Genomic DNA, 26,092 nt, shown 5'->3' on the forward strand with positions numbered 1-26,092 from the left:
CTAGAATGCGGTCTCAATTTTTACGGAAACATTCCGTAACAGTCCGCGCCCCCGCGCGGGCCGCATTCGCTGAGCGAAGGAACCCCGGAAATCATGGCTTTAGCTGGATTACGCTGCGCGCCGATCGGCAAACTGACTCCTTACGCGGCGGCTGCCGCCATCCTGTACTTCGCCGTGCCGGGCGCCGCGTTTGCCGACGACGCCGCGCCTCAGAAAGAAGCCAGCAGTACAAAGGACGACAAAACGACGGTGCTCGACCCGATCTCGGTGTCGGGCGACTGGCTCGGTTCCGGGCTGCAGAACAGCGTGAAGACGTTCGCGGGCGCGAGGGATATCGTCGACAAGAAAGAAATCGAGCAAAGCGGCGCGGCCAGCATCGGCGATGTGATGCGGCGCATTCCGGGCGTGCAGGTGACCGACAACTCGGGCACGGCCGGCAGTTCGATTTCGCTGAACATCGGCGTGCGCGGCCTGACCGGACGCTATACACCGCGCTCGACGGTGCTGCTCGACGGCATTCCGCTCGCGTTTGCGCCGTACGGCCAGCCGCAGCTGTCGTTTGCGCCGGTGAGCCTCGGCAATATCGAATCGATCGACGTCGTGCGCAGTGGCGGCTCGGTGCGTTATGGGCCGCAAAACGTCGGCGGCGTAATCAACTTCGAAACGCGCTCGATTCCGAACAAGGCCGGTTTGACCGCCGATGCCTCGGTGCGCGAAAACATCTACACCGAAGGCGGCGGCGAAAATACGCAATACAACACGTTCCTCGGCACGCAGCTCGACAACGGACTCGGCGTGGCGCTGCTTTACTCGGGCCAGCAAGGCCGCGACTGGCGCGAAGGCAGCAAGGACTGGTTCAACGATCTGCAGCTCAAGTACCGTTACGAACTGACGCCGACCTCCGAAATTGACGGCAAGTTCTCGTACTACGACGTCAAATCGCGCACGCCGGGCGGCCTCACGGTCGCGCAGTTCAATCAGGACCCGTTCCAGAACACACGGCCGACCGACTATTGGGAAGGTAACCGCAAGGCGTTCGATATCGGTTACCTGAACACGATCTCGTCGACGCAGGAATTCGAAATCCGCACCTTCTACAACGAGAGCTACCGCAACAGCGTGCTGATCAATTCAACCAGCACGCAATTGCAGCACCAGCCGCGCAATTACTCGGTGTTCGGTATCGAGCCGCGCTTTACGCAGCGCTTCCGGCTCGGGCCGACCACCAACGACGTGACAGTCGGCTACCGCTATGTGCGCGAACGCGGCGACGATTCGAGCTTCAACCAGTCGATCGCAACCGGTCTTAACGGAGCGACCGCGAAGTTCGACAATTCGACCGATGCGAACGCCGTCTATATCGACGACCGCATCGCGTACGAGCGCTGGCGCATCACGCCGGGCATCCGCTTCGAGCATATCGAATCGTCGCGTATCGAGGACGCCACCAATCGGTCATTCGACAACAATAACAATCGCGGGCTGCCTGCGATCAGCGTCGCGTACCTGCTGACGTCGGCGCTGACGCTTTTCACCGACTACAGCACGTCGTTCGGGCCGGTGCAGAACCTGCAGCTCAATTCGCTATCGGCAACGAACCCGCTGCAGCCGGAAGTCGCGAAGACCTATGAAGTCGGCGCGCGCTGGTCGAGCCGCAATCTGCATGCGGAAGTGACCGCCTTCAACCTGCACTTCGATAACCAGATCGAGCAGATCGCGGGCACGCAGCCGCCGCTGTTTCAGAACATCGGCGAAACGCGCCACCAGGGCGTCGAAACAGCGATCGATTACGAGTTCGGCGAAGACACCGTGCTGCGCGGCCTCGATGCCTACGCGAATTTCACGTACACCAAGGCGATCCAGTTGCAGGGCGTCAACGCCGGCAAGGACGTGCCGTTTTATTCACGCATCACCGACACGATGGGCTTGCGCTATACGCTCAATGCGTGGACCTTCAACGTCTCGACGACGCACCAGAGTTCGCAGTACTCCAATGCCGCGAACACCGTGGCTGAAACGCCCGATGCACGCGTCGGCCGCGTGCCGGGCTTTCGCGTCTGGGACCTCCAGGCCGACTGGAAGATTCCGAACTGGAAAGGCAGCGATATCGCAGTCGGCATCAACAATGTCGCCGATAAGCGGTACTACACGCGCAACGTGGACGGCAACGCCGGGCGAATGGTCGGCGCGCCGCGCATGGTTTATGTGCAAGCACATCTTGTTTACTGATGCGGAAGGCGCAATGCGGATTCCACGGTGATTTCTCTTCAGCTCAAGGGGTATGCGCATGATGCGGCGACTGCGTGACCTTTGGCTTAGCGCTCATCGATGGTTCGCCCTGAGCCTCGGCTGGGCGCTCGGCATGATGGGCCTCACCGGGGCGCTGCTCGTCATTGCACCGCCGCTCGACGAACAGTTGCATCCGCAACTGTTCAAGGTCGTCGCTCACGGTGCGACAGGCGTCGACCGTCGTTCGACGCTGCCGCTCGAGGCGATCCGGACAACGCTCAGCGCCGAATTCGGCAAGCAAGCGAGCTTGTCGTTCCTGCCTCCGCGCAATGCGGACGACAGTCTGTCGGTGCTCGTGCGCGGCGCGTGGCAAGGCACTGTCTATATCGATCCGTTTAGCGGCGCCGAACTCGGACGGCGTGGCGAGAACGAAGGTGCCGTCAACTTTCTGTTCAAGCTGCACAGTTCGCTGTTCATGGACGACTTCGGCCGATCCGTGCTGGCGATCATCGCGCTCTGTTATCTGCTGTTGCTCGCGACAGGTCTGATCCTGTGGTGGCCACGCAATGGGCAGTCGGGCTGGCGCATCGCGTTGCGCAAAGGGCTCGTTCGCAGCCTCTTCGATTTGCATCGCGTGACCGGCGCGGCGCTTGGCGTGCTGATCGCGGTTTCAGTCGCGACCGGCGCCTATATGGCCTGGCAGCCGCTAAGGGGTGTTGTCACGACGTTAAGCGGTGCAAAGCCGATGCGTGCGCCGGCGCTGCCTTTAGCATCGAGCACCGCCTCTGGCGCGCGGCTGCCGCTCGATACGCTCGTCAATGCGGCGCGCGCCGCGTTTGCGCAAAGCCGCGTTTATCTGGTCCAGGTACCGGCTAAAGCCGACCTGCCCGTGCACGTGCGGCTGCATCTTCCCGACGATCCGCATCCGAACGGGCGCACATGGGTCTGGGTCGACCCAGTCAGCGGGAAGGTGTTGGCGGCACAGCGATGGAACAGGCTCGATATCGGCGCGCGAGCGGTGGCGGTCGTTTATCCGCTGCATACCGGTGTGCTGGGCGGGCCGGTGCTCGAGGGCGTCGTAATGGTGAACGGCGTGACGCTTGCGGGAATGGCGGTGACGGGGTTGTGGCTCTGGTGGCGCCGGCGTGCGATGCGCAGCGCGCGGCGCGCGAGTCGCGTGCCCGCCGGCGACGGGCGGGATGTGCGTTGATGCCTGCGCCGGCGCTTACCGCGCCGGCATCGACGCCAACGCCGACTGCGCGCGCTGCAGCCATTCGCGATTGTGTTCCTTCGCGTGGCGCGGCCAGTATTTCGCGTCCTGCACGATCTCGGCATACAGGCTGCGCGCCGTTTCGCGGTCCGCCTGATCGGCCTGCTTGAGAAGCCAGTCGGCGAACAGGCATCGGGGCGCCGCGTCGCTCGCGCACCTGAGCGCGGCCTCGTAAGCCGCGCGGGTGCCGGGCGCACCGAGCGCATCGAGCGTGCGCGCGTAAAGCAAGGCCGGCTCGCCCTGGTTGCGGGCCTGCGGGTTGGCGTTGAAAAGACGCGTCAAGGTCGCGTCCGCGGCCGCAGCTTGGCCCACCGCGAATTGCGCCTGCGCGAGGCCGAGCAACAGGCCAGGATCGTCGGCAAACGGGCCGTTGGCCGCCGCCTGATACTGTTCGAGCGCTTCGCCGGCGCGTCCGGCCTCGAGCAATGCCGCACCGAGGCGCATTCTGTGCTGCACCGTCGGCGCACGCTCGAAATCGGCCCGCGCCTCGCGCAGCGCGCGATCGGGATCGACGAGTTGCGAGATCGCCCGCGACGCCACGTAGCCGCTGCGCGACTGCCGCATGGCGGGCAGACATACGGCGAAGAAATAAACAAGGCTGCCGAGTAGCGGAAACGCAAAAAGAATAAAAAGCCAGTAAATATTTTGACGCGTATGCACGGCGTGGATCGCAAAGCCGATGGCGATAATGACGTGCAGACCGATTCCGAAATAGGACATAGAGATTCGACGTTCGAGCCGGTCGTCGCATGCGAAAGGCTCGTCGCGCAGGTCGTGTTGGGACGAGCGCCATTCTACTGCGTTGCTTCGATGCTGCCAGCGAATAGCTGACGCCCCGCTCCGGGCAGTCATGCGCGCGTCGATCTGCGCCGTCGCCAGTCGCGTAGAATAGCCCCTCACATCCGGCATGAGCCGCCGCCGCATCCATTCATCGCCCACCGCATAATCCGTATGAACTCAGCTACCGATTCCTCGCACGACACTGCCGATACCGATGACGTCGTTCACGAAGACCGCCTCTGGCGCGATAACGGATGGACGTGCCGTGTGATCAAGAACGAAGAGGACGACGGCTGGGCCGTCGAGATGACGAAAGAAGGCGAAGCGGAACCGGCGCTCGTCGGGCCCTGGACGATGGGCCGCGACAAGAAGAACCCGAAGCCGCTCGACGTGTCCGCCTTCAATACGCTGGTAAAGACGGCATCGGAAGTGCTGCGCCGCCACGAGCAGCAGTTGCATGCGCAACTTCACAAGCAGGTCTGGGTCGACACGGCGAACGACCGCATCAATGTGACGCTCGATATCGTGCCCGACGAAGACGACCCGCATGCGGTGCTTGCGGCCGAAAACGCATCCGGCGAATCGCTCGCAAAGATACGCGTCGCGCCGACCTTCAAACTGTCGGTAAAGAGCGCATCGGAGTGGATAGAAAGCGGGTACGCGAAGCCGCGATAAGCCGCGATAGCCGCTTTAAGCGATGCTTTCCCATGCGCCCGTTTGAGCGGAACGGAAAACCGCATCGATCACGCGCATATTCGCGCGTGCATCTTCAAGCGGAATAGCCTGCTGGCCGCCGCTCAAAATCGCTTCCGCGAACACCGTGGCGGCCACGCCATATTGATCGCACACCGGAATGTCGAGCCAGCGCTCCTCGCTGCCGCCATCGCTCGTGCGCTCGCTGACCAGCAGACGCGTCGGCCGATCGTTGGGCGCGTTGAACGGAATTTCGACCTCGATCCGCCCTTGCGTGCCGTGAAACTGCATGCGCTGATAGCCGTGGATTTGCGTCGAATAGAAGAAGCTCGCCTGCACGCCGTCGAAATCCATCAGCACTGAGCCGAGACGATCGGTTTTAAAGTTCGGGTCGCGCTCGAGCATCGCCACCACGCGGCGCGGCTCGCGCCTCGTCACGAAGCGCGACGTCGTGATCGGATAGCAACCGATATCGAGCAATCCGCCGCCCCCAATCGCGGCCTGGTTGCGAATATCGTTCGGGTCCGTGTTGCTGTAGGTGAAGCCGCCCGATATGGCGCGCAGTTCGCCGATCGCCCCCTCTTCGATCAACGCGCGCACTTTCAGCCATTGCGGATGCGTGCGCACCATGAAGGCTTCCTGGATGGCCTTTCCGCTTTTGTCGCGTGCGGCGATCAGGCGTTCGGCTTGCGCGGCGTCGAGGCCGATCGGCTTTTCGCACAGCACGTGCTTGCCTGCCTCGACAGCCTTGATCGTCCATTCCACGTGAACATGATTGGGCAGCGGAATATAGACCGCGTCGATGTCGGGGTCGGCCAGCAGCGCCTCGTAGCTGTCATACGCGACGGCAAGACCATATTTCGCGGCGGCGCTTTTCGCCTTCTGCGGATCGCGCGAGGCGATGCCCTTTACGCGGCATTTAGGCGCCTTGTGCATCGGCACGACGACCTTGTCGTTGATATTGGCCGCGCCGAGCACTCCCCAGACAATCTCATCTTTTGCCATGACGTTCCCTTTCGAATTCCGTAGGTGAAAAATGGATCGGACGGGAGCACCCGGGACCGCGCGCTCCAGAGGCCCCAGTCTACACTGAGCACCGATGCAAGGCGGCTCTGAAATTAACGCGTTATTAGCGAAACGCGCCGCCGATTTTGCAAGCCCGCAATGCGCTCAATGATGCAATGACGTTGCAGCGAAGAGGCTTGGATAGACTCAGTTGCACGTTCATTCGAAGCGCGGTCGATCGACCGGTTCCGTATCGCAGGTGCGGCGATGCGCGAACCGCTTCGAATGCTTTTTCTTCGCATCCCTGTCAAGGTTCGCGTCTTGCTCCGTCCGGAATGGCCCGTGAATATCGACGCATGTGTGGCCGAACGTCATCGCGCAATTGCGGACGATCTCCACCGGCAAGGCTGGTCGGATCAGCCGCACTTTCTCCCGGCGGCACTAACGCGCGCGCTTGAAGCGGAATGCCGCGCATTGGCGCACGCCGGTGCACTCTGCGCCGCGGAAGTCGGCCGTGGCGCAGCGCGCGCGTGCCGACCCGAGGTGCGCGGCGACCGCATCTGCTGGACCAAGGCGGGGCAATCGGCGGCATGCGATGCCTGGCTCGCGCAGATACACGCGTTGCGGCTCGCGCTGAACCGCGAACTATGCGCGGGGCTCGGCGACTACGAAGGGCATTTCGCGTGGTTCGCGCCGGGCACGTCGTATGTGCGGCATCGCGACCGGTTTCGCAACGACGATAGCCGCGTCATGACGGTGATCGCTTACCTCAACGAACAATGGCAACCCGAGCATGGCGGCGCGCTGCGTTTGCATGGCGACGATGGCGGCACACGCGACATCGCGCCGGAGGGCGGGCGCGTCGTGGTGTTTCTGTCGGCCGATGTCGAACATGAGGTACTGCTCACGACGCGTAACCGGCTATCGATCGCGGGGTGGTTCACGCGGCGGCGCGCTTGATACGCTGTCCTCGCGGCCTTAGCCGTCGCTAAAGCGCTCGCATGAAAACATCGAAAGATCGATGCGGCTCTCGCCTTGCACGATGCGCTCGGCCAACGCCTCGCCAATCGCGCTGGCGAATTTGAAGCCGTGCCCCGAAAATCCCGTTGCGACATGCACGTTGGGGCAAGCGGCGACGCGGTCGATGATGAAATCCGTATCGGGCGTCATATCGTATTCGCAGACCTTGCCCATGCGCAGCTTGCCCGCAGCCGGCAAATGCAATTGCAGGAAACTTTGCAGGTCGGCCAGATCCGATGGCTCATCGCCAAAGGGAACAAGTCGTGCATCCGCGGAAACAGGCTGGCCTCCGTCATGGCGGCCGATCTTCAGGCCGCTGCCGTCCACGTCGGGAAAACCATAAAAATGACCGACGGCCGACTCGGCGATAAAGCCCGCAAACCGGTCCGGCGTAAAGACCGTCTGCGCGGATTCGAACCACGCGAAGCACTTGCGAACGCGAGTAACGGGAACGTCGAGGCCTAACGGCGCAAGCAACTGACGGGTCCGCTTGCCGGCACATACGATGATGTCGCGTGCGGTGAATTGCTCGCCCTTATCGGTCAAGACGCTGACCCTGCCTTGATCGTGCACCTCGATGCGCGTGATTTGCGTATCCGGCAGCAGCGTCGCGCCGAGCGCGGTCGCGAGTTCGCGATAGCCGCGGATCGCGCGCTCGCAAAACAGCACGCCGGCACCGGGTTCGAAGCACACCAGCTGCTCGGCGGAAAGCCGCCATGCCGGCCAGCGTTTGCCCGCCTCGACGCCGCTTAGCGTTTCTACGTGCAAGCCATACTGCGTTGCGCTTTGCTGGACCCTTTGCAGGAATAGGTCGCTCGCCACGCCGATATTCGTGACTCCGGTGCGCGCGAAGATGGCCGTATGCGTTTGCTGTTCCAGCTCGTGCCAAAGCTGTTGCGCACGCAAGGCGAGCGGAACATACGCCGCGCCCTCGCCGTACGCGTGACGGATAAGGCGCGTGCTTCCGTGATGCGCGCCCGTATCGTGAGGCGGATTGCCGGCATCGATCAGCAATACCTTGTTTCCCGCTTGGCTCAGATAATAGCCGGCTGCCATGCCCATCGATCCTGCGCCGACGATGAGCGTGTCGAATGTGTGTTTGTTTGCCGTTGAATTCTGCATGAGATTCTGTTGCGTGCCGTGCGGTCAAGTGCTTCGATTGTCCGCAATTCGCGCGGAACTGTCGATAGCGGGCCCACGTACCGCATTCGACGGCAGGAAAAGAATCGCATCCGCGATCGCGGGCAGGCTCAAGAAAGCGGCCGGGCAGCCGCCGCTGACTCACCCGTCCCGCCACCTCGGAAAGCACGCCATCCGGCAAACCTGGCGAAGACCAGATCGGCATGACGGTTGGGCCAGGCGAGACGCCGTCGATCCTGACGTGGTGAGCGGCCAGTGCCACGACACGACTCCATTGCAGTCGAATCGACGAGGAAAAAGCCAGTCCCGTACGCATCGTCGCGCGTCAATCGGCCACGCGGTGATACTTCGCCACATACCGCGCTTGCGCGATTACCTTTCCGTGCATCTGATAGGCGACGAGCGCGGGACTCGATGTCTTCCCGACATCGAGATGCGCAACGTCGAGCGCCGAGACGGTCACGATGTATCGATGCGATGTGCCTTGAGGCGGACAAGGTCCGCCGTATTTCGATTCGCCGAAGTCGGTCAGCGTCTCGACAGCGCCCGTCGGCAGCAAGCCCGCCTTGCCCGACGCGCCCTTTTCAAGCGACCATTGCGAAGCCGGTATGTTGACCACTTCCCAATGCGTCCAGCCGAGGCCGCCAGTCGGAGCATCAGGGTCGTAGATCGTCACGACCATGCTCTTTGCGCCAGCCGGAGGATGACGCCATGAAATATGCGGCGATACATTCTCGCCGTGACATCCGAATCCGCCGTACACCTGCTCGTTCGCAAAGCGTCCGTGATCGAGATTGTCGACCTTCACTGTGAATGGCTCGGCACGAGCGACGGTGGGTGCCGTCATCATCGCGAGAACCGCGGAAATAAGGAGTGTGCCGGGTAACGTGTGCGCCGATCGCATGATTCGCTCCGTGGGAAAAAACGTGTGCCTCGATCGGCACAATAGGTTTCAACGAAGCGCTGCGGAAGACGGATTCTCGAATCAGCGCGTTGCCTTTCAAGCAACGCGATTCGCGATGAAGGCGTGGTGAGCGACAAACGGAACTGCGGCCACCAAAGCGACCTTCAGCTCCGTTTATGTTGACGCGTGTTTAACAATCAGGCTTTCGCGCGGGATCGCTTGAACCATTCGTCGAAGCCGATGCGTCCAAGGCGTGCATCGCCTAAAGGCACAAGCGATTGATCGTCGACGAGGCCGCCGAAATAGCGCGCTTCGGGGTCGCGCACGACTTCGCGCGGATCGCCCACCGCCTTCAGATACCGCGCGACGATTTCATTGAACGGCCCGCGTTCGGGGCCGCCGATATCGACGATGCCGTCTTTGGGCTGCGCGATCGCCACGTCGGCGACGATCGCGGCGACGTCGTCCGATGCAATCGGCTGGAACAGGCCCGGCGAAACCCTGACCTTGCCCCCCTCCATCGCGCTATCGGCAATGCCGCCGAGAAATTCGAAGAACTGCGTCGAGCGCACGATCGTGTAGTGGATGCCCGATCGCTCGATCAGTTTTTCCTGAGCAACCTTTGCGCGAAAATAGCCATTTTCAGGCGTCCGTTCGATTCCGACAATCGAGAGCGCGACATGGTGCTTCACGCCGGCCGCGGTCTCCGCCGCCAGCAGATTGCGGCTCGACGTTTCGAAGAATTCGAGCACGGCCTTATCTTCAAAGGATGGCGAATTGGCGAGATCGACCACGACCTGCGCGCCATCCAGCGCTTGCTTCAAGCCTTCGCCCGTGATGGTGTTGATACCGTTTCTCGGTGATGCGGCAAGAACATCATGGCCGCCTTCGCGCAGGATCGTGACGACCTTCGAGCCGATCAGCCCAGTGCCGCCGATAACGACGATCTTCATGATTTGCCTCTTTTGTCGACGACCAGGCCCTTGCTTGCAGCCTGTTGGTTGCCGTGCATTGGACGGTTCTTCAGCATAGGCCGCGCGCCGCTAAATGCAAGGCTCACGCAAGCAATGCGCTGAACATGCGCCAAGCCGGTTGGAACGCTTTGCGCCGCGCACATCAGCCGCGACGGGCGACATCGCCTGTTTCTCACACCGGCGCCATCGAGCACGCGAGCTGCCCCGGGTGCGCCCCGTACTCCGGCGAAGCCGGCACCGACGATCAAGATTATTTGCGCCATGATGGTTGCCTCCGGATTGAAATGTGCGAAGTCGAATCATGTGGCACTGCCCTATGAATGCGCTTCACCTCGTCATCGTAGGCAGACGACGTAGCGCGCAGTAGACACGCAAACAGGCTCGCGGTGTTGCGTGATATGCACCAATCCAGAAAGCAAGCGCGTGCGCGGCCTCAGGCAAAAGGCCGCGCACACACCGGGCAGGCGCAAACGGTACGCCGACTCACGCCTGGCGGAACGACCGGAAGCTCTCGCGCACTTCCGCCGTGAATTCCACCGGCTGCTCCCAGGCGGCGAAGTGCCCACCTTTGGGGAGACGGTTGTAGTGAATCAGCTTCGGATAGGCCTTCTCCGTCCAACTACGCGGCGCCGCATAGATTTCATCGGGGAACACGCTCACGGCGACCGGAATCGCGACATGCTTCGGTGCAAAGAAGTTGAGTTTGTTTTCCCAATACAGCCGCGCCGATGAGACGCCCGTGTTCGTCAGCCAGTACAGCGTAATGTTGTCGAGAATGTCGTCGCGAGAAAGACCCTCGGTCTGGCCTGCGAACACGCGAGCGATCAACGCCTCGCTGGCCGCGTCGTGATCGATCATCCACGCGGCAAGGCCAATTGGCGAATCTTCGATTCCATACAGCGTCTGCGGACGGTTCGCCATTTCCTGCGCATAACCGAGGCCATGCTTGTAGAAGTAATCGAGCTGATCGAACGCATGCTGCTCGTCTGGCGTCAGGCCGGCCGGCGGCGGATTGCCGTACTTGAGCGCCTCGGCGATAGTGTCGGGCACGGTGGCCGGCATATTCGTGTGGATGGCGAGCAGTTCCGGCGGCGCAATAAGCGCCATCTGCTCGGTCACCGCATTGCCCCAGTCGCCGCCTTGCGCGACATAACGCGTATAGCCGAGACGCTTCATCAGCGTGACCCACGCGCGCGCAGTGCGCTGCGGATCCCAACCGGTCTGCGTCGGCTTGCCTGAAAAACCATAGCCGGGCAGAGACGGAATCACAAGATCGAAGGCGTCCGATGCATTGCCGCCATGCGCGGTCGGGTTCGTCAGCGGATCGATGATCTTCATCTGCTCGATGATCGAGCCGGGCCAGCCATGCGTGACGATCATCGGCAGCGCGTTTTCATGCTTCGAGCGTACGTGGATGAAATGGATATCGAGCCCGTCGATTTCCGTCACGAATTGCGACAACGCGTTCAATCGTGCTTCGACCTTGCGCCAATCGTAATCGGTGCTCCAGTAACGCGCGAGGCTTTGCATCGTCGCGAGCTGAACGCCTTGCGACGCATCGGTGACGGTTTCGCGCTCGGGCCATCTGGTCGCTTTGATCCGTCTGCGCAAATCGGTGAGTTGAGCTTCCGGCGCGTGCACGCGCAAACGGCGAAGCGCCGTTTTATCGCCGCCCTTCGGTGGCGCAACTTCGCTGATCGCCTGATTCGTATCCGCAAATGCGAGCTTGCTCAATGTGCCCGCTGCAACAGCCGCTGCCGCCACACCGAGAAAGCGACGGCGGGACGGGACCGAGGGAAGGATATCGTTAGACATGATTGCTCCTGTTAGCGTCGTTATCTGCGAACAGTAGTTCACAGAAGATGGCGTGATTGTGCGAATGCACGCCAGGAGCGTAAATACCTTCAGCAGAACATCACTTGTACCTTACAGGTAACAAACACGTTGACCTAAGTGATGGCCGGTTCGAGATAGCCCGTGAGGATCAGTGCGACCTGCACGGCGCCGAAAAGCACGATCACAAGCGCGCCCGCCACGGCGAACACGCGTTGTGCCGTTTTCATTTTCGAACGAATGCGGATGCCGCGAGCACTGATCAGACGGTTTATACCCACGGCGCCGAGGCCGAATAGCGTCACCGTTAGCGCAACGCCCGCACCGATCGCGAAGGTGGCCGCGATGCCGACGAACGGCGTGTGTGCCGCTATCGCGGCGATCAGAACGAAGATCGATCCCACGCACGGCCGCACACCCGCGGCGAACCCTGTTGCGAGGATTTGCGATGCGGTGGAGCGTTTCGGACGCGCGAACATGCTCGTGCTTGCGGCGCGCCGTGCATGAAGCTGGAGTTTTCGGCCGAGATACGCCGGCTCGTGCTGTGACGCTGTCCGCGGTGACTTGATAGACCGCTCATCGGGTATGAGCCTCAAGGCGCCGGGATGGTCGCAACAGTCGCGGCGCGCAAGGGTCGTGTAGATCGACCAGCCGCCCGCAAAACAGAGCAGCAGACAACTCGCGACATCGAGTGAAGCCGCATTCGAAAGCACATTCGATATGCCCTCCTTCGCGAACCACGCGGCACCGAAGACGAGCACGATTGCGCTGATTGCCTGTACTGTCGCGGTCCATGCCGCAAGCGAGACCGCTTCGGCGACGCGCGTATTGCGCGAACCGAGATACGTGCCCGTGACGAGCTTGCCATGCCCCGGTCCGAGCGCATGCAAAACGCCATAGGCGAATGCGAGGCCGATCAACGTGAACCAGGTGAATGGCGTGGATGAGCGACGCAAGGCTTGCGCAGCATCGGCCATTTGCGCGTTGAGCCTGCCCTGCCAGACGATCGAAAACGCCAACACTTTTCGCACGAATTCGGGCAGTACGAACTTGTGTGCCGGCGCCGCGATAGACACCGTACCCGCTGCGCTCGATGCGCTCGATGCGCTCGATGCGCCTGCATCGTCCGGCGCCGTAGACGCCGGCGGCGCTTGCACAGGCCGGCCGAATACATCGACACGCGCCGATGTTGCATACGCCGGCGAAGTCAATGCCATGCTCATGGCCGCAACGCACAGTGCCAGCAGAACGTGCAGCATCGACCGGTCGAATGTCAGCATGAGATCGCCATCGCCTGTGGCACGACGATGCCGTTGAATATAGGATGCGCGCGATCCGCAAACGGCTTCGCGTTGCAAGTCGACGCGGCATTTCCTTCGATCGTGACCGGGTTCACGCCATCGGGTTCGTAGTCGACGAAGAACGAATCGTCCCAGATGCCGAGTGAGACTGAGTGCGCCTTCACGTCGACGGGCTTCTTGAGCGGCAACATGAACGTATAGACGAGCTTGCCGTGTTCGACCGATACGCGAAAGCCGGCGGGTTCGCCCAGACCGAGCGCTTCGCCGTCCGCAAAGAGATGGGTGAAGTACTGGGTGCCCGCGAGCGATGAAAATGCCTGTTCGCGGAAGATAGCCGTCTGCTTTGCATCGAGTGGCCCATTATCGGGCAATGCATCGATGCCGACCAATTGAACGGGAAAGCCTTCAGAAAAGCGCCAGCTTTCCGCTATTGAAATAACGTGTGTGCCTCGCATCTGCACGCGTGCCGTAAAGCGGATCCACACATGCGGATGCGCGGCCACCGTGCCCGACACAAGCAATGCGGCAATGGACAACGCCCGCCGGATGACACGCAGATTCAACATCGCATTCGCTTGCCGGTTCAATCATGACGCGGCATTCTCGCATGACTGTCAGGCCGCGCGGCATTCAAAGCAGTGAAACATGGCCACGCGATTTCATTAAACTTTGGCGCGCGTCGATCCGATCGCCATTGCAAACGTTTGCGTTATCAAAGAGCAGCTTTGCCGGAAAAGAACAGGCCATTGGACTTACGCCGTGACAAGTTCCAAACCCTCGTCAAGCCAGCCGGTGATGCCGCCTATCATCACTTTCACCGGTCGTCCCAACTTCGCCAGTTGTATCGCTCCTCTGGTCGCGCCGTTGCAGTGAGGCCCTGCGCAGTACGTGACGAAAAGCGTGTCGGGAGAATACCCGCTGAGCTTCGACGCAACGATCTTTCCGTGAGGCAGATTGATCGCGCCGGGCACATGACCCGTCGCAAACAGCGCCGGACTGCGCACATCGAGCAATACGAAACCAGGCATACCGCTGTCGAGCGCGCTAGCGACATCCGAACAATCCGTTTCAAATTGCAGCGACGCCTGGAAGTGTGCGAGCGCGGTCGCACTGTCTGCCGCGGCGAGATCGGTGACGGGGTTGATTCCGTTGATAGTCGACATGTTTGAAGTCCCGATGAACAAGATAGGCGTGGATGTCCCGGCAAAACGAATCAGGCGTTCTCATTCTGTCTTCCGCCCGTTCGCCCGATAAGTGGCGTAATGGTCAATCTCCGGTAACATCGCGCCATGAACACTCATCTCGTCGTCGCGCTCGCCTACGACCGACTGTGCACGTTCGAATTCGGCTGCGTGACCGAACTGTTTGCGCTCGAGCGTCCGGAACTCGGCCTCGACTGGTACAGGTTCGCGGTCTGCGCGATCGAACCGGGGCCGCTTCGGGCCGCGGGCGGCATCACAGTCTCGGCACCCTATAAGCTCAAGATGCTTGAGCGCGCGAATACCATCGTGGTGCCCGGATGGCGTGATGTGGATGAACTGCCGCCCGAGCCGCTGCTCATGAAAATTCGCGCCGCTTATCGACGTGGCGCGCGTCTTTGCTCGATCTGTTCCGGCGTATTCGTGCTTGCGGCGGCAGGTGTGCTCGACGGGAAGACCGTCACGACCCATTGGCGGTATGCGGCCACGTTGCAGCAACGCTACCCCAGTATCAGCGTTCAGCCCGACGCTCTTTACGTCGACGAAGCGCAGGTCATCACGTCAGCGGGATCGGCGGCCGGACTCGATATGCTGCTTCATCTCGTGCGATGCGATTACGGCAGCGCGGTGGCCAATCGGGTCGCACAACGCCTTGTATTGCCGCCACATCGTGAGGGCGGCCAGGCGCAATTTGTTCCGCGTCCGATGCAGCACGATGAAGGCGGCCGGCTTGCGAAACTGATGGATTGGGTGCGCGCGCATCCCGCCGTGCCGCACACGCTTCGCTCGCTTGCCGAACGTGCGGCCGTTAGTCCGCGCACCTTGCAACGTCAGTTTCATGACGCCACTGGCATGGCGCCCTATGAATGGCTGATTCGCGAACGCGTCGCCGTTGCACGCGAATTGCTCGAAGCGAAAGCGCCCTTGCCCATGGCGCGCGTTGCGGAACTGGCGGGCTTCGGGTCAGAGGAGTCCATGCGTCGACATTTCCGCCGAATCGCGCTCACCAGTCCGGCCGCGTATCGACAAAAGTTCGGCGAGGGTGCGATCGCTTGAGGCTCGTGCGCGCTGCACGGCTGGATACCATCCTGCTCGATTGCGCGCATTCGCCATCACCGTTCCGTTCAAGAAAATAATGGCGGAATGCCTTCGATCAGCTATCCTCCCGCTCAATCAGGATCAAGCCCGCCCAGCCCCATGCGCAACCTCGACTTCAGTTCCTGGCAAGGCCTCCTCTCCACGCTCGTCGGACTGGCCGTCATTACCTTGATCGGTGTCGGCATTCGCCTGCTGCTGATGCAAACGGTGCAGCAGCGTCGCGAGCGGGAAAACCGGCAGATCAACGAACGGCTGCGCACGCTTATCGCCGCCTACAAGACGCTAGGCGGTTCATTCACTGGCAATCTCGCGGTCGACCCGACTCACCTGCGCGACCTGAAGCGCGCATCGATGGCGATTCCCGCTGCCGCGCAAGCCGCGCTCGACGCAGAAGCCGCCAGCGCGCAGGCAACAGCCAGTTCGCCCCCCACCGCATGCGATGCCGCAGTTCAAGGCGAAGCCACGCCAACGAATGACGCAAGCGCCTCCGACCGCCCTCGCCGCATCCGCGACGCCGTCGAAGCCGCGCTCGCCGACATCCTCCTGCTAGGCACGCAAGAACAGGTCCGGCTCGCCACGAAAGCCGCCATCGAAATGACCCAAGGCCGCCCCATTCATACAGCGGAGTTAGTCGTCTCGCTGCGCAATTTCATCCGTGAAGTGCTCGACCTCGACGCGGTGCCGCAGGGTTTGCAGATCCCCGGACAAGGGCCAGCACGGCCTTCGGGCGCAAAAGGCGGTAGTAACAAGGAGGGGGGGCGTGAAGGAGGCCGGGGTGGCGCCCAGGGCGAAAAATCCGGTGGAAACGCCGCGGGCGCGGGCGCAGGCTCAAGCGGCGGCATAGGCGCCCTCGGCGGCACACCCCACCACCCCGACGAAGACGACCCGCATCACGCGTAACGCGTCACACGCGCCACTCACGCAGCCGACGACCCCGTATCGCTCTGCGAAAGTTCCACGCGATTCCCGCCGCGCGCTTTAGCGCTATATAAGGCCTGGTCCGCCGCCGACAAAAGATCGCCAAGCGTTAAAGCCTCGCGCTCAAACTGGGCAAGACCAATGCTGACCGTGGCGCGCACGCCCACGCGATTCGAGCCCTGCGTAATCGTCTCGGCGAAGCGCCTGACCACGGCCTCGCCCACCACTTTCGCATCGCCGCTGTCATGATCCGGCAACAACGCCACGAACTCTTCACCGCCAATGCGCGCGACGATCGCGTCGGGCCCCACGCCGCTGCGAACCACGTCCGCGAATGACCTGAGCACGGCGTCCCCCGTCTCGTGACCGTGTTGATCGTTAATCGTCTTGAAGTGGTCGAGGTCGAACGCCAGCAGCGAGACGGGCCGCGATCCGCCCGCGTCGCGGATCACGCGCGCGCCCTCTTCGAAAAACCATCTGCGATTGCCAAGCCCGGTCAGATAGTCCGTTTGCGATTCCCGCAAAAGCTGGCCATGGGCTTCCTCGCGCACGAGCCTGAGCAACGTCATGGGGAGAACGACCGAATACAGCACGCCCTCGTACATCGTGACGACGCTGGAGGCCATCAGCGCCTCTTTGCCGTACCGGGCCGCGAACCACGGCAAGGCCAACGCCCTGAAGGCGTAAAAGACGGCATGAACGCCCGACACCATCGCCGCGATGTACTGCGACTGGAAGCGTTTCCGTCCATCGTTTCGCAGCAGTTCATACGCCGTGATGCCCGAAGCCATTGCAATCGGAAACGCGCTCACATAAGCCCACATCATCTCCTGCCATCGCGTGCCGGAGATCGCCCACGCGAGCGCATTGACGGCAAAGAGGCCTAACGAAGCCGCTCCGTATCGCCTGCCGTTTAGCGAAGCGACGCCATGGAGGATCAACAGATAGCCGGTAAAGATGATGAGATTGCTCAGCGCGGAGCCGATGACGCCCGGCACGTTGTGACGATACAGGGCCGCCGCACAGCCAATGGCAAGCGTCGCGTAGGCCGCCGCCAGTATCTTCAGCTCCTTGCTGCGCGCCGAATGGGCGCGATGCTCCCATAGCGTCATCGCGGAGCTGGCGAGTAGCGTCCCGATCGCAAGAAGATAGAGAGTAATTAGGTCGACATGCATCGCTGGCGTAACGGCACTCCGTCGGCGCATCGCGGCGGGAGTCGCATTTTACGCTGAAAATAAGACATTTCCCGACGGAAACGTTTGCGAGTTCACGTCGAGGCTGTCGATCCGGTCACTTTTACACGGTCATCACTTAGCGAGCCGAAGCGTTTATCGCGACCACGGCATCGAGCGCGCCGCTCACCATTTGCCGCACAACGGGCTCGACCTGCTGCGCGACTTCCGGCAGGTAGTCGAACGGGGCGTCCTCGCTCATATACGTCGACTGGCACATCTCGAGTTGCACCGCATGAATGCCGTCGTGCGGCGCACCGAAGTGACGCGTAATAAAGCCGCCCTTGAACCGTCCATTCGCGATCCACGTGAACGGGCCCGCGGCGGCCGCCCGTTTCACCGCATCGAGCACCGGCGCGGCAGCCGTGCGGCCATCCTGCGTGCCGATGTTCAGATCCGGCAGTTTGCCGTCGAACAGACGCGGCAGCACGCTCGCGATCGAATGCGCTTCCCAAAGCAGCACATTCGCGTGCTGCGTGCGCAAGTGTTGCAGTTCGGCTCGCAACGCATCGTGATAAGGCTGCCAATACGTCGCGACGCGTCGCTCCCGTTCGGCTTTGTCCGGCGCGCGTCCTTCCTTATAGAGCGGTTCGCCGCGGAACGATTCGGTCGGACACAGCGACGTCGTGGTTTGCCCCGGATACAGGCTTTCATCGTTTGACGGCCGGTTCAGATCGATCACATAGCGCGACACGCGCGCCCCGAGCATCGTCGCACCGAGTGCCTTGCCGAATGCATAGAGGCGATCGAGATGCCAGTCGGTATCCGCGACGGTCAACGCGATATCGGTGTACGGGTCGCGCATCGTCTCGGGAATGCGCGTGCCAAGATGCGGAATCGAGATCAGCAGCGGCGCCGTGCCGCGTTCGAGAAAAAACAGCTCGCTCATGGGGTGGATCTCCATTCAGGTGATAGCGCGCGGTCACGCGCCGCTAAGGAGATGCGAAAGCGCCTTGCGATAGTCCGCATAGAGGCGCGTTTCGTCACGATGGCAGCGCTGATGCACCACTCGCTCGCCGCCGGCATAAACGTCGACAACAGGTGTTTCGCCATGCTCGCCAAAGACAATCGACGAAAGCCACGTCCCGGGCGTCTGTTCCGCGAGATTCGGATGCTGCGCGTCGAGTACCATCCAGTCGGCGCGCGCGCCGCGCCTCAGGGCGCCGACCGCGCGGCCTGTCGCGAGCGCGCCGCCGGCAAGCGCGCCGTGAAAAAGCCGGTCGGCGACGTGCGCCGCTTGCGACGATGCTAAAACATTGCGTTGACGCCGTGCAAGCCGCTGCCCGTATTCGAGCAGCCGCAGTTCGGAACGCCAATCGACGCCGATATGACTATCCGAGCCGATGCCGAATACGCCGCCTGCGTCGAGATACTCGTGCGCGGGAAAAATGCCGTCGCCGAGATTCGCTTCCGTGGTCAGGCACAGACCGGCCACCGCGCCGCGTTGTGCAAGCGCGGTCGTCTCATGGGTATCGATATGCGTCGCATGCACGAGACACCAGCGCTTCGTCACATCGAAACGATCGAGCAGCCATTGCACAGGCCGCGCGCCTTCGGCGGCGAGACAGGCTTCCACTTCCGCCGTCTGTTCCGCGATATGAATATGCACGGGGGCATCGGGCGATATGGCGTCGAGCCCTGCGATCAGGGTCCGCAACGATGCTTCGGAAACCGCGCGCAACGAATGCGGCGCGACGCCATAGCGCAACGCGCCGTGCTCGGGCCTCGCCTGCCTGAGCGCTTCGAGAATCGCGAGCAGTTGCTCAGGCGTATTGATAAAACGCCGCTGATCGCCGCGCGGCGGCTGCGCGCCGAAGCCGCTGTACTGGTACGAAACAGGCAGCATGGTCATGCCGATGCCGGTCTCGTGCGCCGCATCGACGACGCGCTGCGCGAGTTCCGCCGGATTCCCATAGCGCTGTCCGTCCGCCGCGTGATGCACGTAATGAAACTCGCAGACCGACGTATACCCCGCCTTCAGCATCTCCACGTACAGCCAGCGCGCGATCGCGCCAAGCGTGTCGGGCGTGATGCGCGCGGCGAAGCGGTACATCAGGTCGCGCCAGCTCCAGAAGCTGTCGGTAGGGTTCGCGCGATATTCGGTCAGGCCCGCCATCGCACGCTGAAATGCATGCGAATGAAGATTCGGCATACCGGGCACGATCGGGCCCGATGCCTTCGCCACATGCGCCGGTGCTTCACGCATATCCGGCGTGACATTGAGCAGCGCGCCCTGCTCGTTCCATTCGAGCAGCACGTTGCGGCGCCATCCGTCGGGCAGCCACGCGTGTTCTGCAAAGATCGCGCGAGTCGATTGATTCATGTTTGCTTGCTCCAAAGGCTTACGCGCGCGACAGCACCGCTTGCAGGAACGTCCGCGTGCGCGGCTGCGAGGGCGCCGAAAAGATCGTCGCGGGCGGACCTGCCTCGACAATTTCGCCGCCGTCCATGACGACGACGACATCAGCCACTTCCCTGGCAAAGCCCATTTCATGCGTGACCACCAGCATCGTCATACCTTCCGACGCGAGCAGCTTCATCACCTGCAGCACTTCGCCGACGAGTTCCGGATCGAGCGCGGACGTCGGTTCGTCGAACAGCATCACGCGCGGCTGCATCGCCAGCGCGCGCGCGATCGCGACACGTTGCTTCTGTCCGCCGGAAAGGCTGGCCGGCATCGCATGCGCCTTATGTGCGAGTCCGACCTTTTCAAGCAGCGCCAGTGCGGCCGCTTCCGCATCCGCTTTCGATGCGCCGCGCAACATGCGCGGGCCGACCGTGATGTTATGCAGCACCGATAGATGCGGAAACAGATTGAACGATTGAAACACCATGCCGACTTCGGTGCGCAATGCATTCAGCGCACGGTCTTTCAGCATCGCGCCGTGCTCGACGAGACGATGTCCGCAGATATCGACAGTACCGCTTTCGGGCTGCTCGAGCCCGTTGCAACAGCGCAGGAAAGTGCTTTTCCCTGAACCGCTCGGGCCGATCACCACGACGACCTGCTGCGGTTGAATATCGAAGTCGATGCCGTTCAGCACGCGATGCGCACCGAACGATTTCATGAGTCCGCGAATGCGGACGATAGGTTCGCTTGAGCCGCTCACTGGACCATTCCTCCTGCGCGCAGACGGCGCTCGACGCGATGAAGCATGTAGTTGGTCGCTTGCGTCAGCACGAGATAAACGAGCGCGATGACCAGATACACCTCGAGCGAGCGATACGACACGCTGATGATCTTCTGGCCTTCGTGCATTAAATCGTCGATGGTCAACAGGGACACGAGCGCGGAGTTCTTGATCAGCGCGATAAACTCGTTGCCGAGCGGCGGAATCATGCGCACGACCGCTTGCGGCAGGATGATCGCGCGCATGGCCTGCGGCCCCGACATACCGATCGAACGCGCCGCCTCCATTTGCCCGCGATCGACGGACTGGATTGCGCCGCGCACGATTTCGGACACGTACGCCGCCGAATAAAGCCCGAGTCCCAACATGCCGCACACAAAGGCGGGCAGCAGAATGTTGAATTGCGGCAAGCCGAAAAACAGCAAAAACAGTTGCACGAGCAACGGCGTGCCGCGAAAGAACACCAGATACGCGGTGCAAAAGCCGTAGATCAGCTTATGTCGCGGATTGAGCCGGCCGATACCGATCAACAGGCCGAGCGCGCAACTGAGCAGCAGCGCGGCGGCCGTCACTTCCACCGTGACGAGCGCGCCGTGCGCGATGTCAGCCCAGCCGGCAACGGCCGGCGTAAAGTCGAGTTGCATGGGTCAGATCCGCGCGCTTACTTCGCGGTCGTGCCGAACCACTTCTGCACGATCGCGGCATAGGTGCCGTCGGCCTTGATCTTCGCGAGCGCGGCATTCAGTTGATCGCGCAACTGCGGCTCGTCCTTGCGCACCGCGATGCCGTACTCCTCCTTCGTCAGCTCCTTGTCGAGCACGCGAAAGCCAGCGCGCGTGCGCGCGAACTGATAGGCGGCCGGCTTGCCGGTGACGGCCGCATCGGCGCGGCCGATGCCGACCAGATCGAACATCTCCTGATTCTTTTCGACCTCGACGCGCTGCACTTGCGGATAGTTGTCGCGCAGGAAGTTGACCGACTTCGTGCCGACCTGCACCGTGACCTTCTTGCCGTTCAGATCGGCCGGCGTTTTGATCGAAGAATCGGCCTTCACGAGCACCGAAAGACCGCCTGCGAAATACGTCTGCGTGAAATCGACCACCTGGCTGCGCTCCGGCGTGATGTAGATGCCCGAGATCGCCGCATCGAAGCGATGTGCAATGAGGCCCGGAATCAGGCCTTTGAAATCGATGTCGGTCCATTTAACCTGCTTGCCCATTGCTTTGGCGAGCGCGTTCATGAGGTCGATATCGAAGCCGGTACGCTGGCCGTTTTCGACGAACTCCATCGGCGGGAAGGTCGCATCGGTGGCGACGTTCAGCACGTTCGAATCTTGCGCGGCAGCCGTGCCCGGGGTAACGGCGCAGGCCATCGCGATGCTCAGGCAGGCGGCTGACAGGACTTTATGCAGTTTGATCATCGTTGGTTCCTCTTCCCCAAAGTGGTTGGCTGGTTTGCGTCAGGCGTTGCGTTGGAATGATTCGGCTTGCAGACGGGCTGAAATGCTCTGCGCGGTGCGCACGGTCCAGTCGGCGAGCGGCTGTTCGCGGCCCGCTGCGCGTGAAGACGGCGCCATCAACGTGATCGAGGCGCTCGCTGTTGCGCTTGCGTTCGCGTTCGCGTTCGTGCCGCGCGCGGCGCGGCGGAAAATGGGAACGCTTACGCCCCATACGCCCGGGTCCACTTCGCTATCGCTGACCGCATAGCCGCGCGCGCGAATCTCAGTCAGTTCGGCTTCGATTGCCTTGCGGCCTTGCGGGTCGCTGATGAACTGGCGGTCAAGCGTTTCGGCGCGCGTTTTGTCGGGCATGAAGGCAAGCAACGACTTCGCGGATGCGCCCGCTCTGAGCGGCACCGCGCGGCCTTTTTCGAACGAGCAGCGTAGCGAGTGCGTGCTTTCGATCATCTCGAGGCAGATCACCTGATCGTTGACCGCGACGACGAGGCCGACGCTTTCCTGCGTGGTACGCGACAGTTGCGTCATGCCGTCGCGGCTCGACTCGACCAGCAACGAGTTGATGTCGAAGCCGACGGCAAGCTGCAAGCTCACGGGTCCGGGCGCGTAATAGCCGGCGTCTTCGGCGACGAAGCCCCAGCGTTTGAGCAACGCGACCTGTCGGTAAAGCGTGCTTTGCGCGAGACCGGTGACGGCGAGCATGTCCTTGACGGACATGGCTTTGCCGTGGCTCGCCAGCGCGGTGAGCACGAGAAGCAGGCGTTCGGCGCCGGTGACGCTCGGATCTTGATTCACGGTAAGGGCTTAAAACTGCGGCGATGCGAGGAGCATGCCACGAGATTCCCGGTGGTCAAAAAAGAGATTCCCAGTCAATGGGAATGAGCAGTCAGGGTTTTCCCTGCGCCGGTGGTCAGCGCGTGACGTCAGGCGAGCGCGCTCGAGAGCGCGTATTGGCGTATCAGATGGGCAGATCGTATGAGATGCGGGTAGTCCGCGAGCACCCCGGGGGGGACCGCCTTTCCTGTTGCGAGTGCGCGCAATACCGCCAGCCGGTGCGCCGCTCGTGCTGAAGCGAGTCCTGCTACGGAATAGCATCCGCCGCAAAACAGCTGCTTCGACGCCAGATGAAGCGGCGGCACGTCCGAGAATGTCAGGGATGCGCGTAGAACGCGAGTGGCAAGCAACAAGTCTGCTGAAAGACCGTTACCTCGCAATTCCGGAGCAAGCGTAAGAAGGTCGCAGCCTTCCTGTCTCCGGGCGACAAAGCCGACACGGGTATCGCCTTGCCGTAATACCGCCACCATACGAATGTGGGGAACACGCGATTTCACTAAATGGACGGTAAGCCCCGACTCACCTGGCAGCCTGATCGCCGCAAATGGGTCGAGCGGAAGCCATTGGGTTTCTTTTTTAACGTACTCAAATGGTTCGAAGTCCGGCAGGATCGCGTTACGCGCTCCGAGAAAGTCATCGAGTGTGACACACCAGGCCTCCGCCACCTCTTTCCAGGAGTACGGCATGACACGTTCCAATGGGCGCGGCTGCCCCAGTCGTTCAAGGGCCCTAGCGTAATCGCTTCGATATAAACGGCTTGCTAAATTACGATCAACAAACGGAAAAAATCCGTAATCGGGCTTTACGCCATTCAAACGGATTTCAATTGAATTGTTCCTGCTTTATTACTTACCGGATTGCACCATTCAGCTTTCACGATTTAGCTGTTTTATCGGGTTTACCATTATCAATTTATTAGCCGATCGCGTCGTTAACGACTGCAGGGCAGGATAGTCGTCGTTCAGGCTATTTATTAAACAAGAAAGTCAATGCAATTGCTTTGTATGGATCGCTTTCAACCATCCGCGCGTCATTTTTGATAAGGCGTGCATCACCATCGCTTAAGGCACCTGGAAAAACTCATGTCGATTTCTCCCGTCTCCTCCAGCAACATCTTCAACCCGCAGCAACAGCCGCTCGGCGGTACGTCGCAAACGCAGAGCAGCACGCCGGCCGCGGTGAAGCATCATGGCGGCGGCCATCGCCACGGCGGTGGCGCCGGTGCGCTGCAAAGCGCGGAAAGCAATGCTGCCGCTTCGAGCGCTTCCAGCGCCGCGGGCACGTCCCTGATCGGCAGTCTGATTAACATCACGGCCTAAGGCCGGTAGACGATACGCATCCGGAATCCGGCTTTCGAGGCGGTCGGAGGAGACGCTGGAACGGCTTCGATTATTCGACTACGCCGATAAGGTGATCGATCTCGTTCTGTATGCGGGTTCGCGCCTCGTGCACCGCGCGCTCGCGAGTCGTCGCAACCAGCGGAAGCATCAGTCCCGAGCCCTTGTATTCGGCCTGAAATTGCACCCAGGCCGCGTAGGCGTAGATACCGGAATTCCTGCGCATGACGTTGAGCGTGACATCGTAAGTGCGACGCTCGCCATGCACGCGTGTGTACTGAAAGCGGCTTACGTCAGGCGTGTGCATGGCGTTCCTCCGTTGACCGGTTCAAGGATGACCTTGTTCGACAGCGCCTCTTCGTCGGAGCAAGCGAAGTGGCTTGCCGGTGCATCCGTTCATCGCGTTTCAGGGTTCGCGCAGAACGGTTTGCGAGGCAGCGGCTTGCCGTCGACGAAGGCAGTCGCACAGCGCAGGGCGAACGCATAGGCGCAGCTGCGGCTGGCGAACTGCCCCAGATCCGCCAGCGACACGGGTTCGCCGTCGTCTTTCAGAACGCACGCGTGTGCGACGAACGTGTTGCCACGTCGGGTGCTGGAAGGCCAGATGGCGGCGCCGCAGTGATAGAGGACCATTTGCTCGTTGGGCGATGTTGTGAAAGGTTATTGTAATTTAAGATGAAATTTCTGAGTGACTGTTACCTTTTCGCAAGGATCGCTTAAATCCGATCATTGGCCGGGCATGGTCGAGGTCGTGGGCCAACGCGTCACGATCGCCCGTCCGCAAACGCCTGCGTGACCTCGTGAGCAATCGCGATAAACGCGCGCACCGCCGCTGACCGGTATCCGCCGCGTCGTTGCAGCAGCGCCGCGTACCGCAGTTCGAGTTCCGGCCGGAACTTCACGGCGGCCAGTTCGGCATCCGCAATGTTCTCGGGGAGGATGGTCGCGAGGCCCGTGTGCCGGATTACCTGCATGAGCGCGAGCAGGGAGTTCGCTTCCACAGCGACCGTGGGACGCAGGCGGCGGCCTTTGAAGTAGCGATCCACGACCCTGCGGGTCGAGAAGGAGGCGTCGAGTAACGCGAGCGGCATCGCGGCCACCTCCGCCGCCGTCACCACGGCCTTGCTCGCGAGCGGATACTGCTTTCCGACAAGCAGCGCCAGGCGCTCCTTGTGCAGCAGCGTCGCTTCGATGTCCTCCGCGGGCAAGTCGCCGAAACCGATGCCCAGATCCAGCTCGTCGTTCCTGAGTGCGGGTTCGATTTCCTCTTCCTGCGCCGCGACGCGAATCGACAGCGTGATTCCAGGGTAGGCCGACCGGAAGCGCTGCAACAGCGGGCCGACCAGATAGGCGGCCACGCTCGGCGTGACCCCGAGGCGCAGCGACCCGGTCGACAGGTCCTCGACGTCTCGCACCGCGCGGGCCGCTTCATCGAGCTGCTCGAGGACGTGACTGACATAACGCAAGTACACGGCGCCCACATCCGTGGGGCGAACCTGGCGGCCACTGCGGTCCAGCAGTTGCGCGCCGAGGCTCTGTTCCAGTTCCTTGATCTGCTGCGACAACGCCGGCTGCGAGACATGCAGCATCTGCGCGGCCCGGGTGAAGCCGCCCTGGTCGACGACAGCCTTGAAATACCGGATATGGCGAAGGAGCATTCTCTATAAGCCCTGCTTATGGGAAGCGTAAGTAATGAGTCTTTGAAGCTTATACCTTCCGCTTCTATTCTGCAGTCAGA

Annotated in this window: 27 protein-coding genes; 7 read left to right on the plus strand and 20 right to left on the minus strand. The window is 61.8% G+C overall.

Going from position 1 to position 26,092, the window contains the following annotated elements:
- Positions 1–93 precede the first annotated feature (93 nt).
- Positions 94–2,229: a TonB-dependent receptor family protein gene (locus tag ACYPXD_RS32400; protein ID WP_459721913.1), complete on the plus strand. Its 2,136-nt coding sequence runs from the start codon at positions 94–96 to the stop codon at positions 2,227–2,229.
- A gap of 58 nt (positions 2,230–2,287) precedes the next feature.
- A complete protein-coding gene (locus ACYPXD_RS32405) occupies positions 2,288–3,439 on the plus strand; it encodes a PepSY-associated TM helix domain-containing protein (protein WP_459721916.1) in 1,152 nt (383 codons plus the stop codon).
- Between the two features lie 15 nt (positions 3,440–3,454).
- Here the strand turns inward: ACYPXD_RS32405 and ACYPXD_RS32410 are convergent, their stop codons facing one another.
- A complete protein-coding gene (locus ACYPXD_RS32410) occupies positions 3,455–4,219 on the minus strand; it encodes a tetratricopeptide repeat protein (RefSeq protein WP_459721920.1) in 765 nt (254 codons plus the stop codon).
- 231 nt (positions 4,220–4,450) lie between these two features.
- Here ACYPXD_RS32410 and ACYPXD_RS32415 point away from each other — a divergent pair, with 231 nt between their 5' ends.
- Entirely contained in the window at positions 4,451–4,954 is a 504-nt protein-coding gene (locus ACYPXD_RS32415; protein ID WP_459721924.1) for a hypothetical protein, read from the plus strand.
- A 15-nt stretch (positions 4,955–4,969) separates the two neighbouring features.
- Here ACYPXD_RS32415 and ACYPXD_RS32420 read toward each other — a convergent pair whose 3' ends face one another.
- Positions 4,970–5,977: a Gfo/Idh/MocA family protein gene (locus tag ACYPXD_RS32420; protein ID WP_459721927.1), complete on the minus strand. Its 1,008-nt coding sequence runs from the start codon at positions 5,975–5,977 to the stop codon at positions 4,970–4,972.
- A gap of 342 nt (positions 5,978–6,319) precedes the next feature.
- Between ACYPXD_RS32420 and ACYPXD_RS32425 the strand changes: the two genes are divergently transcribed.
- A complete protein-coding gene (locus ACYPXD_RS32425) occupies positions 6,320–6,937 on the plus strand; it encodes a 2OG-Fe(II) oxygenase (RefSeq protein ID WP_459721930.1) in 618 nt (205 codons plus the stop codon).
- 18 nt (positions 6,938–6,955) lie between these two features.
- Here ACYPXD_RS32425 and solA read toward each other — a convergent pair whose 3' ends face one another.
- From solA to ACYPXD_RS32460, 7 genes are all read right to left on the minus strand, one after another.
- Positions 6,956–8,119: an N-methyl-L-tryptophan oxidase gene (gene solA, locus ACYPXD_RS32430; RefSeq protein WP_459721933.1), complete on the minus strand. Its 1,164-nt coding sequence runs from the start codon at positions 8,117–8,119 to the stop codon at positions 6,956–6,958.
- A 343-nt stretch (positions 8,120–8,462) separates the two neighbouring features.
- Positions 8,463–9,041, minus strand: a complete 579-nt coding sequence (locus ACYPXD_RS32435) for a YbhB/YbcL family Raf kinase inhibitor-like protein (protein ID WP_459721937.1) — start codon at positions 9,039–9,041, stop codon at positions 8,463–8,465.
- Positions 9,042–9,238: 197 nt separating this feature from the next.
- The gene (locus ACYPXD_RS32440; RefSeq protein ID WP_459721940.1) at positions 9,239–9,994 is read right to left on the minus strand and encodes an SDR family oxidoreductase; all 756 of its coding nucleotides are present in this window, start codon (positions 9,992–9,994) and stop codon (positions 9,239–9,241) included.
- 504 nt (positions 9,995–10,498) lie between these two features.
- On the minus strand, positions 10,499–11,830 hold the full coding sequence (locus ACYPXD_RS32445) for an epoxide hydrolase family protein (protein ID WP_459721943.1): 1,332 nt from the start codon (positions 11,828–11,830) through the stop codon (positions 10,499–10,501).
- Positions 11,831–11,964: 134 nt separating this feature from the next.
- Complete coding sequence (locus tag ACYPXD_RS32450) at positions 11,965–13,128, minus strand: nickel/cobalt transporter (RefSeq protein WP_459721948.1); 1,164 nt, start codon at positions 13,126–13,128, stop codon at positions 11,965–11,967.
- Positions 13,122–13,715: a DUF1007 family protein gene (locus ACYPXD_RS32455; RefSeq protein WP_459721951.1), complete on the minus strand. Its 594-nt coding sequence runs from the start codon at positions 13,713–13,715 to the stop codon at positions 13,122–13,124. Before ACYPXD_RS32455 ends, ACYPXD_RS32450 begins: the two co-directional genes overlap by 7 nt.
- Positions 13,716–13,901: 186 nt before the next feature.
- Entirely contained in the window at positions 13,902–14,312 is a 411-nt protein-coding gene (locus tag ACYPXD_RS32460) for a rhodanese-like domain-containing protein (protein WP_459721953.1), read from the minus strand.
- 126 nt (positions 14,313–14,438) lie between these two features.
- Between ACYPXD_RS32460 and ftrA the strand changes: the two genes are divergently transcribed.
- Complete coding sequence (gene ftrA, locus ACYPXD_RS32465; RefSeq protein WP_459721956.1) at positions 14,439–15,404, plus strand: transcriptional regulator FtrA; 966 nt, start codon at positions 14,439–14,441, stop codon at positions 15,402–15,404.
- 141 nt (positions 15,405–15,545) lie between these two features.
- Positions 15,546–16,346, plus strand: a complete 801-nt coding sequence (locus tag ACYPXD_RS32470; RefSeq protein ID WP_459721960.1) for a hypothetical protein — start codon at positions 15,546–15,548, stop codon at positions 16,344–16,346.
- Between the two features lie 17 nt (positions 16,347–16,363).
- Here the strand turns inward: ACYPXD_RS32470 and ACYPXD_RS32475 are convergent, their stop codons facing one another.
- The 8 genes from ACYPXD_RS32475 to ACYPXD_RS32510 form a co-directional block, all read right to left on the minus strand.
- Positions 16,364–17,539: a GGDEF domain-containing protein gene (locus ACYPXD_RS32475; RefSeq protein ID WP_459722412.1), complete on the minus strand. Its 1,176-nt coding sequence runs from the start codon at positions 17,537–17,539 to the stop codon at positions 16,364–16,366.
- Between the two features lie 136 nt (positions 17,540–17,675).
- Positions 17,676–18,485 carry an N-formylglutamate deformylase gene (gene hutG / locus ACYPXD_RS32480; protein ID WP_459721963.1) on the minus strand — a complete coding sequence of 270 codons (810 nt, stop codon included), beginning with the start codon at positions 18,483–18,485 and terminating at the stop codon, positions 17,676–17,678.
- A 33-nt stretch (positions 18,486–18,518) separates the two neighbouring features.
- Positions 18,519–19,919, minus strand: coding sequence for a formimidoylglutamate deiminase (locus ACYPXD_RS32485; RefSeq protein ID WP_459721968.1), 1,401 nt, complete (start codon positions 19,917–19,919; stop codon positions 18,519–18,521).
- Between the two features lie 19 nt (positions 19,920–19,938).
- Complete coding sequence (locus ACYPXD_RS32490) at positions 19,939–20,664, minus strand: amino acid ABC transporter ATP-binding protein (RefSeq protein WP_459721972.1); 726 nt, start codon at positions 20,662–20,664, stop codon at positions 19,939–19,941.
- 38 nt (positions 20,665–20,702) lie between these two features.
- Complete coding sequence (locus ACYPXD_RS32495; RefSeq protein ID WP_459721975.1) at positions 20,703–21,371, minus strand: amino acid ABC transporter permease; 669 nt, start codon at positions 21,369–21,371, stop codon at positions 20,703–20,705.
- A 17-nt stretch (positions 21,372–21,388) separates the two neighbouring features.
- Positions 21,389–22,147, minus strand: coding sequence for a transporter substrate-binding domain-containing protein (locus ACYPXD_RS32500; RefSeq protein WP_459721978.1), 759 nt, complete (start codon positions 22,145–22,147; stop codon positions 21,389–21,391).
- A 39-nt stretch (positions 22,148–22,186) separates the two neighbouring features.
- On the minus strand, positions 22,187–22,978 hold the full coding sequence (locus ACYPXD_RS32505; RefSeq protein WP_459721982.1) for an IclR family transcriptional regulator: 792 nt from the start codon (positions 22,976–22,978) through the stop codon (positions 22,187–22,189).
- A gap of 128 nt (positions 22,979–23,106) precedes the next feature.
- Positions 23,107–23,703, minus strand: coding sequence for a hypothetical protein (locus ACYPXD_RS32510; protein ID WP_459721985.1), 597 nt, complete (start codon positions 23,701–23,703; stop codon positions 23,107–23,109).
- Between the two features lie 396 nt (positions 23,704–24,099).
- On the opposite strand from ACYPXD_RS32510, the gene ACYPXD_RS32515 reads away from it, so the two are divergent.
- Positions 24,100–24,336, plus strand: coding sequence for a hypothetical protein (locus ACYPXD_RS32515; protein ID WP_459721988.1), 237 nt, complete (start codon positions 24,100–24,102; stop codon positions 24,334–24,336).
- Between the two features lie 70 nt (positions 24,337–24,406).
- On the opposite strand, the gene ACYPXD_RS32520 is transcribed toward ACYPXD_RS32515, so the two are convergent.
- From ACYPXD_RS32520 to cynR, 3 genes are all read right to left on the minus strand, one after another.
- Positions 24,407–24,661: a hypothetical protein gene (locus ACYPXD_RS32520; protein ID WP_459721991.1), complete on the minus strand. Its 255-nt coding sequence runs from the start codon at positions 24,659–24,661 to the stop codon at positions 24,407–24,409.
- An 89-nt stretch (positions 24,662–24,750) separates the two neighbouring features.
- Positions 24,751–24,987, minus strand: coding sequence for a hypothetical protein (locus ACYPXD_RS32525; protein ID WP_459721994.1), 237 nt, complete (start codon positions 24,985–24,987; stop codon positions 24,751–24,753).
- 131 nt (positions 24,988–25,118) lie between these two features.
- The gene (cynR, locus tag ACYPXD_RS32530) at positions 25,119–26,012 is read right to left on the minus strand and encodes a transcriptional regulator CynR (RefSeq protein ID WP_459721997.1); all 894 of its coding nucleotides are present in this window, start codon (positions 26,010–26,012) and stop codon (positions 25,119–25,121) included.
- Positions 26,013–26,092: the final 80 nt, after the last annotated feature.

The organism is Paraburkholderia sp. 2C (genome assembly GCF_054589215.1).

Excerpts from the sequence above, each read along its gene's own strand:
- ACYPXD_RS32415 (WP_459721924.1), top strand. The coding sequence starts at position 4,451 with ATGAACTCAGCTACCGATTCCTCGCACGACACTGCCGATACCGATGAC.
- ACYPXD_RS32470 (WP_459721960.1), top strand. The coding sequence starts at position 15,546 with ATGCGCAACCTCGACTTCAGTTCCTGGCAAGGCCTCCTCTCCACGCTC.
- solA (WP_459721933.1), bottom strand. The coding sequence starts at position 8,119 with ATGCAGAATTCAACGGCAAACAAACACACATTCGACACGCTCATCGTC.
- ftrA (WP_459721956.1), top strand. The coding sequence starts at position 14,439 with ATGAACACTCATCTCGTCGTCGCGCTCGCCTACGACCGACTGTGCACG.
- ACYPXD_RS32520 (WP_459721991.1), bottom strand. The coding sequence starts at position 24,661 with ATGCACACGCCTGACGTAAGCCGCTTTCAGTACACACGCGTGCATGGC.
- ACYPXD_RS32490 (WP_459721972.1), bottom strand. The coding sequence starts at position 20,664 with ATGAAATCGTTCGGTGCGCATCGCGTGCTGAACGGCATCGACTTCGAT.
- hutG (WP_459721963.1), bottom strand. The coding sequence starts at position 18,485 with ATGAGCGAGCTGTTTTTTCTCGAACGCGGCACGGCGCCGCTGCTGATC.
- ACYPXD_RS32515 (WP_459721988.1), top strand. The coding sequence starts at position 24,100 with ATGTCGATTTCTCCCGTCTCCTCCAGCAACATCTTCAACCCGCAGCAA.
- ACYPXD_RS32400 (WP_459721913.1), top strand. The coding sequence starts at position 94 with ATGGCTTTAGCTGGATTACGCTGCGCGCCGATCGGCAAACTGACTCCT.
- ACYPXD_RS32460 (WP_459721953.1), bottom strand. The coding sequence starts at position 14,312 with ATGTCGACTATCAACGGAATCAACCCCGTCACCGATCTCGCCGCGGCA.
- ACYPXD_RS32450 (WP_459721948.1), bottom strand. The coding sequence starts at position 13,128 with ATGCTGACATTCGACCGGTCGATGCTGCACGTTCTGCTGGCACTGTGC.
- ACYPXD_RS32435 (WP_459721937.1), bottom strand. The coding sequence starts at position 9,041 with ATGCGATCGGCGCACACGTTACCCGGCACACTCCTTATTTCCGCGGTT.
- ACYPXD_RS32420 (WP_459721927.1), bottom strand. The coding sequence starts at position 5,977 with ATGGCAAAAGATGAGATTGTCTGGGGAGTGCTCGGCGCGGCCAATATC.
- ACYPXD_RS32405 (WP_459721916.1), top strand. The coding sequence starts at position 2,288 with ATGATGCGGCGACTGCGTGACCTTTGGCTTAGCGCTCATCGATGGTTC.
- ACYPXD_RS32440 (WP_459721940.1), bottom strand. The coding sequence starts at position 9,994 with ATGAAGATCGTCGTTATCGGCGGCACTGGGCTGATCGGCTCGAAGGTC.
- ACYPXD_RS32455 (WP_459721951.1), bottom strand. The coding sequence starts at position 13,715 with ATGTTGAATCTGCGTGTCATCCGGCGGGCGTTGTCCATTGCCGCATTG.
- ACYPXD_RS32510 (WP_459721985.1), bottom strand. The coding sequence starts at position 23,703 with ATGCCGTACTCCTGGAAAGAGGTGGCGGAGGCCTGGTGTGTCACACTC.
- cynR (WP_459721997.1), bottom strand. The coding sequence starts at position 26,012 with ATGCTCCTTCGCCATATCCGGTATTTCAAGGCTGTCGTCGACCAGGGC.
- ACYPXD_RS32410 (WP_459721920.1), bottom strand. The coding sequence starts at position 4,219 with ATGTCCTATTTCGGAATCGGTCTGCACGTCATTATCGCCATCGGCTTT.
- ACYPXD_RS32525 (WP_459721994.1), bottom strand. The coding sequence starts at position 24,987 with ATGGTCCTCTATCACTGCGGCGCCGCCATCTGGCCTTCCAGCACCCGA.
- ACYPXD_RS32495 (WP_459721975.1), bottom strand. The coding sequence starts at position 21,371 with ATGCAACTCGACTTTACGCCGGCCGTTGCCGGCTGGGCTGACATCGCG.
- ACYPXD_RS32475 (WP_459722412.1), bottom strand. The coding sequence starts at position 17,539 with ATGCATGTCGACCTAATTACTCTCTATCTTCTTGCGATCGGGACGCTA.
- ACYPXD_RS32485 (WP_459721968.1), bottom strand. The coding sequence starts at position 19,919 with ATGAATCAATCGACTCGCGCGATCTTTGCAGAACACGCGTGGCTGCCC.
- ACYPXD_RS32500 (WP_459721978.1), bottom strand. The coding sequence starts at position 22,147 with ATGATCAAACTGCATAAAGTCCTGTCAGCCGCCTGCCTGAGCATCGCG.
- ACYPXD_RS32445 (WP_459721943.1), bottom strand. The coding sequence starts at position 11,830 with ATGTCTAACGATATCCTTCCCTCGGTCCCGTCCCGCCGTCGCTTTCTC.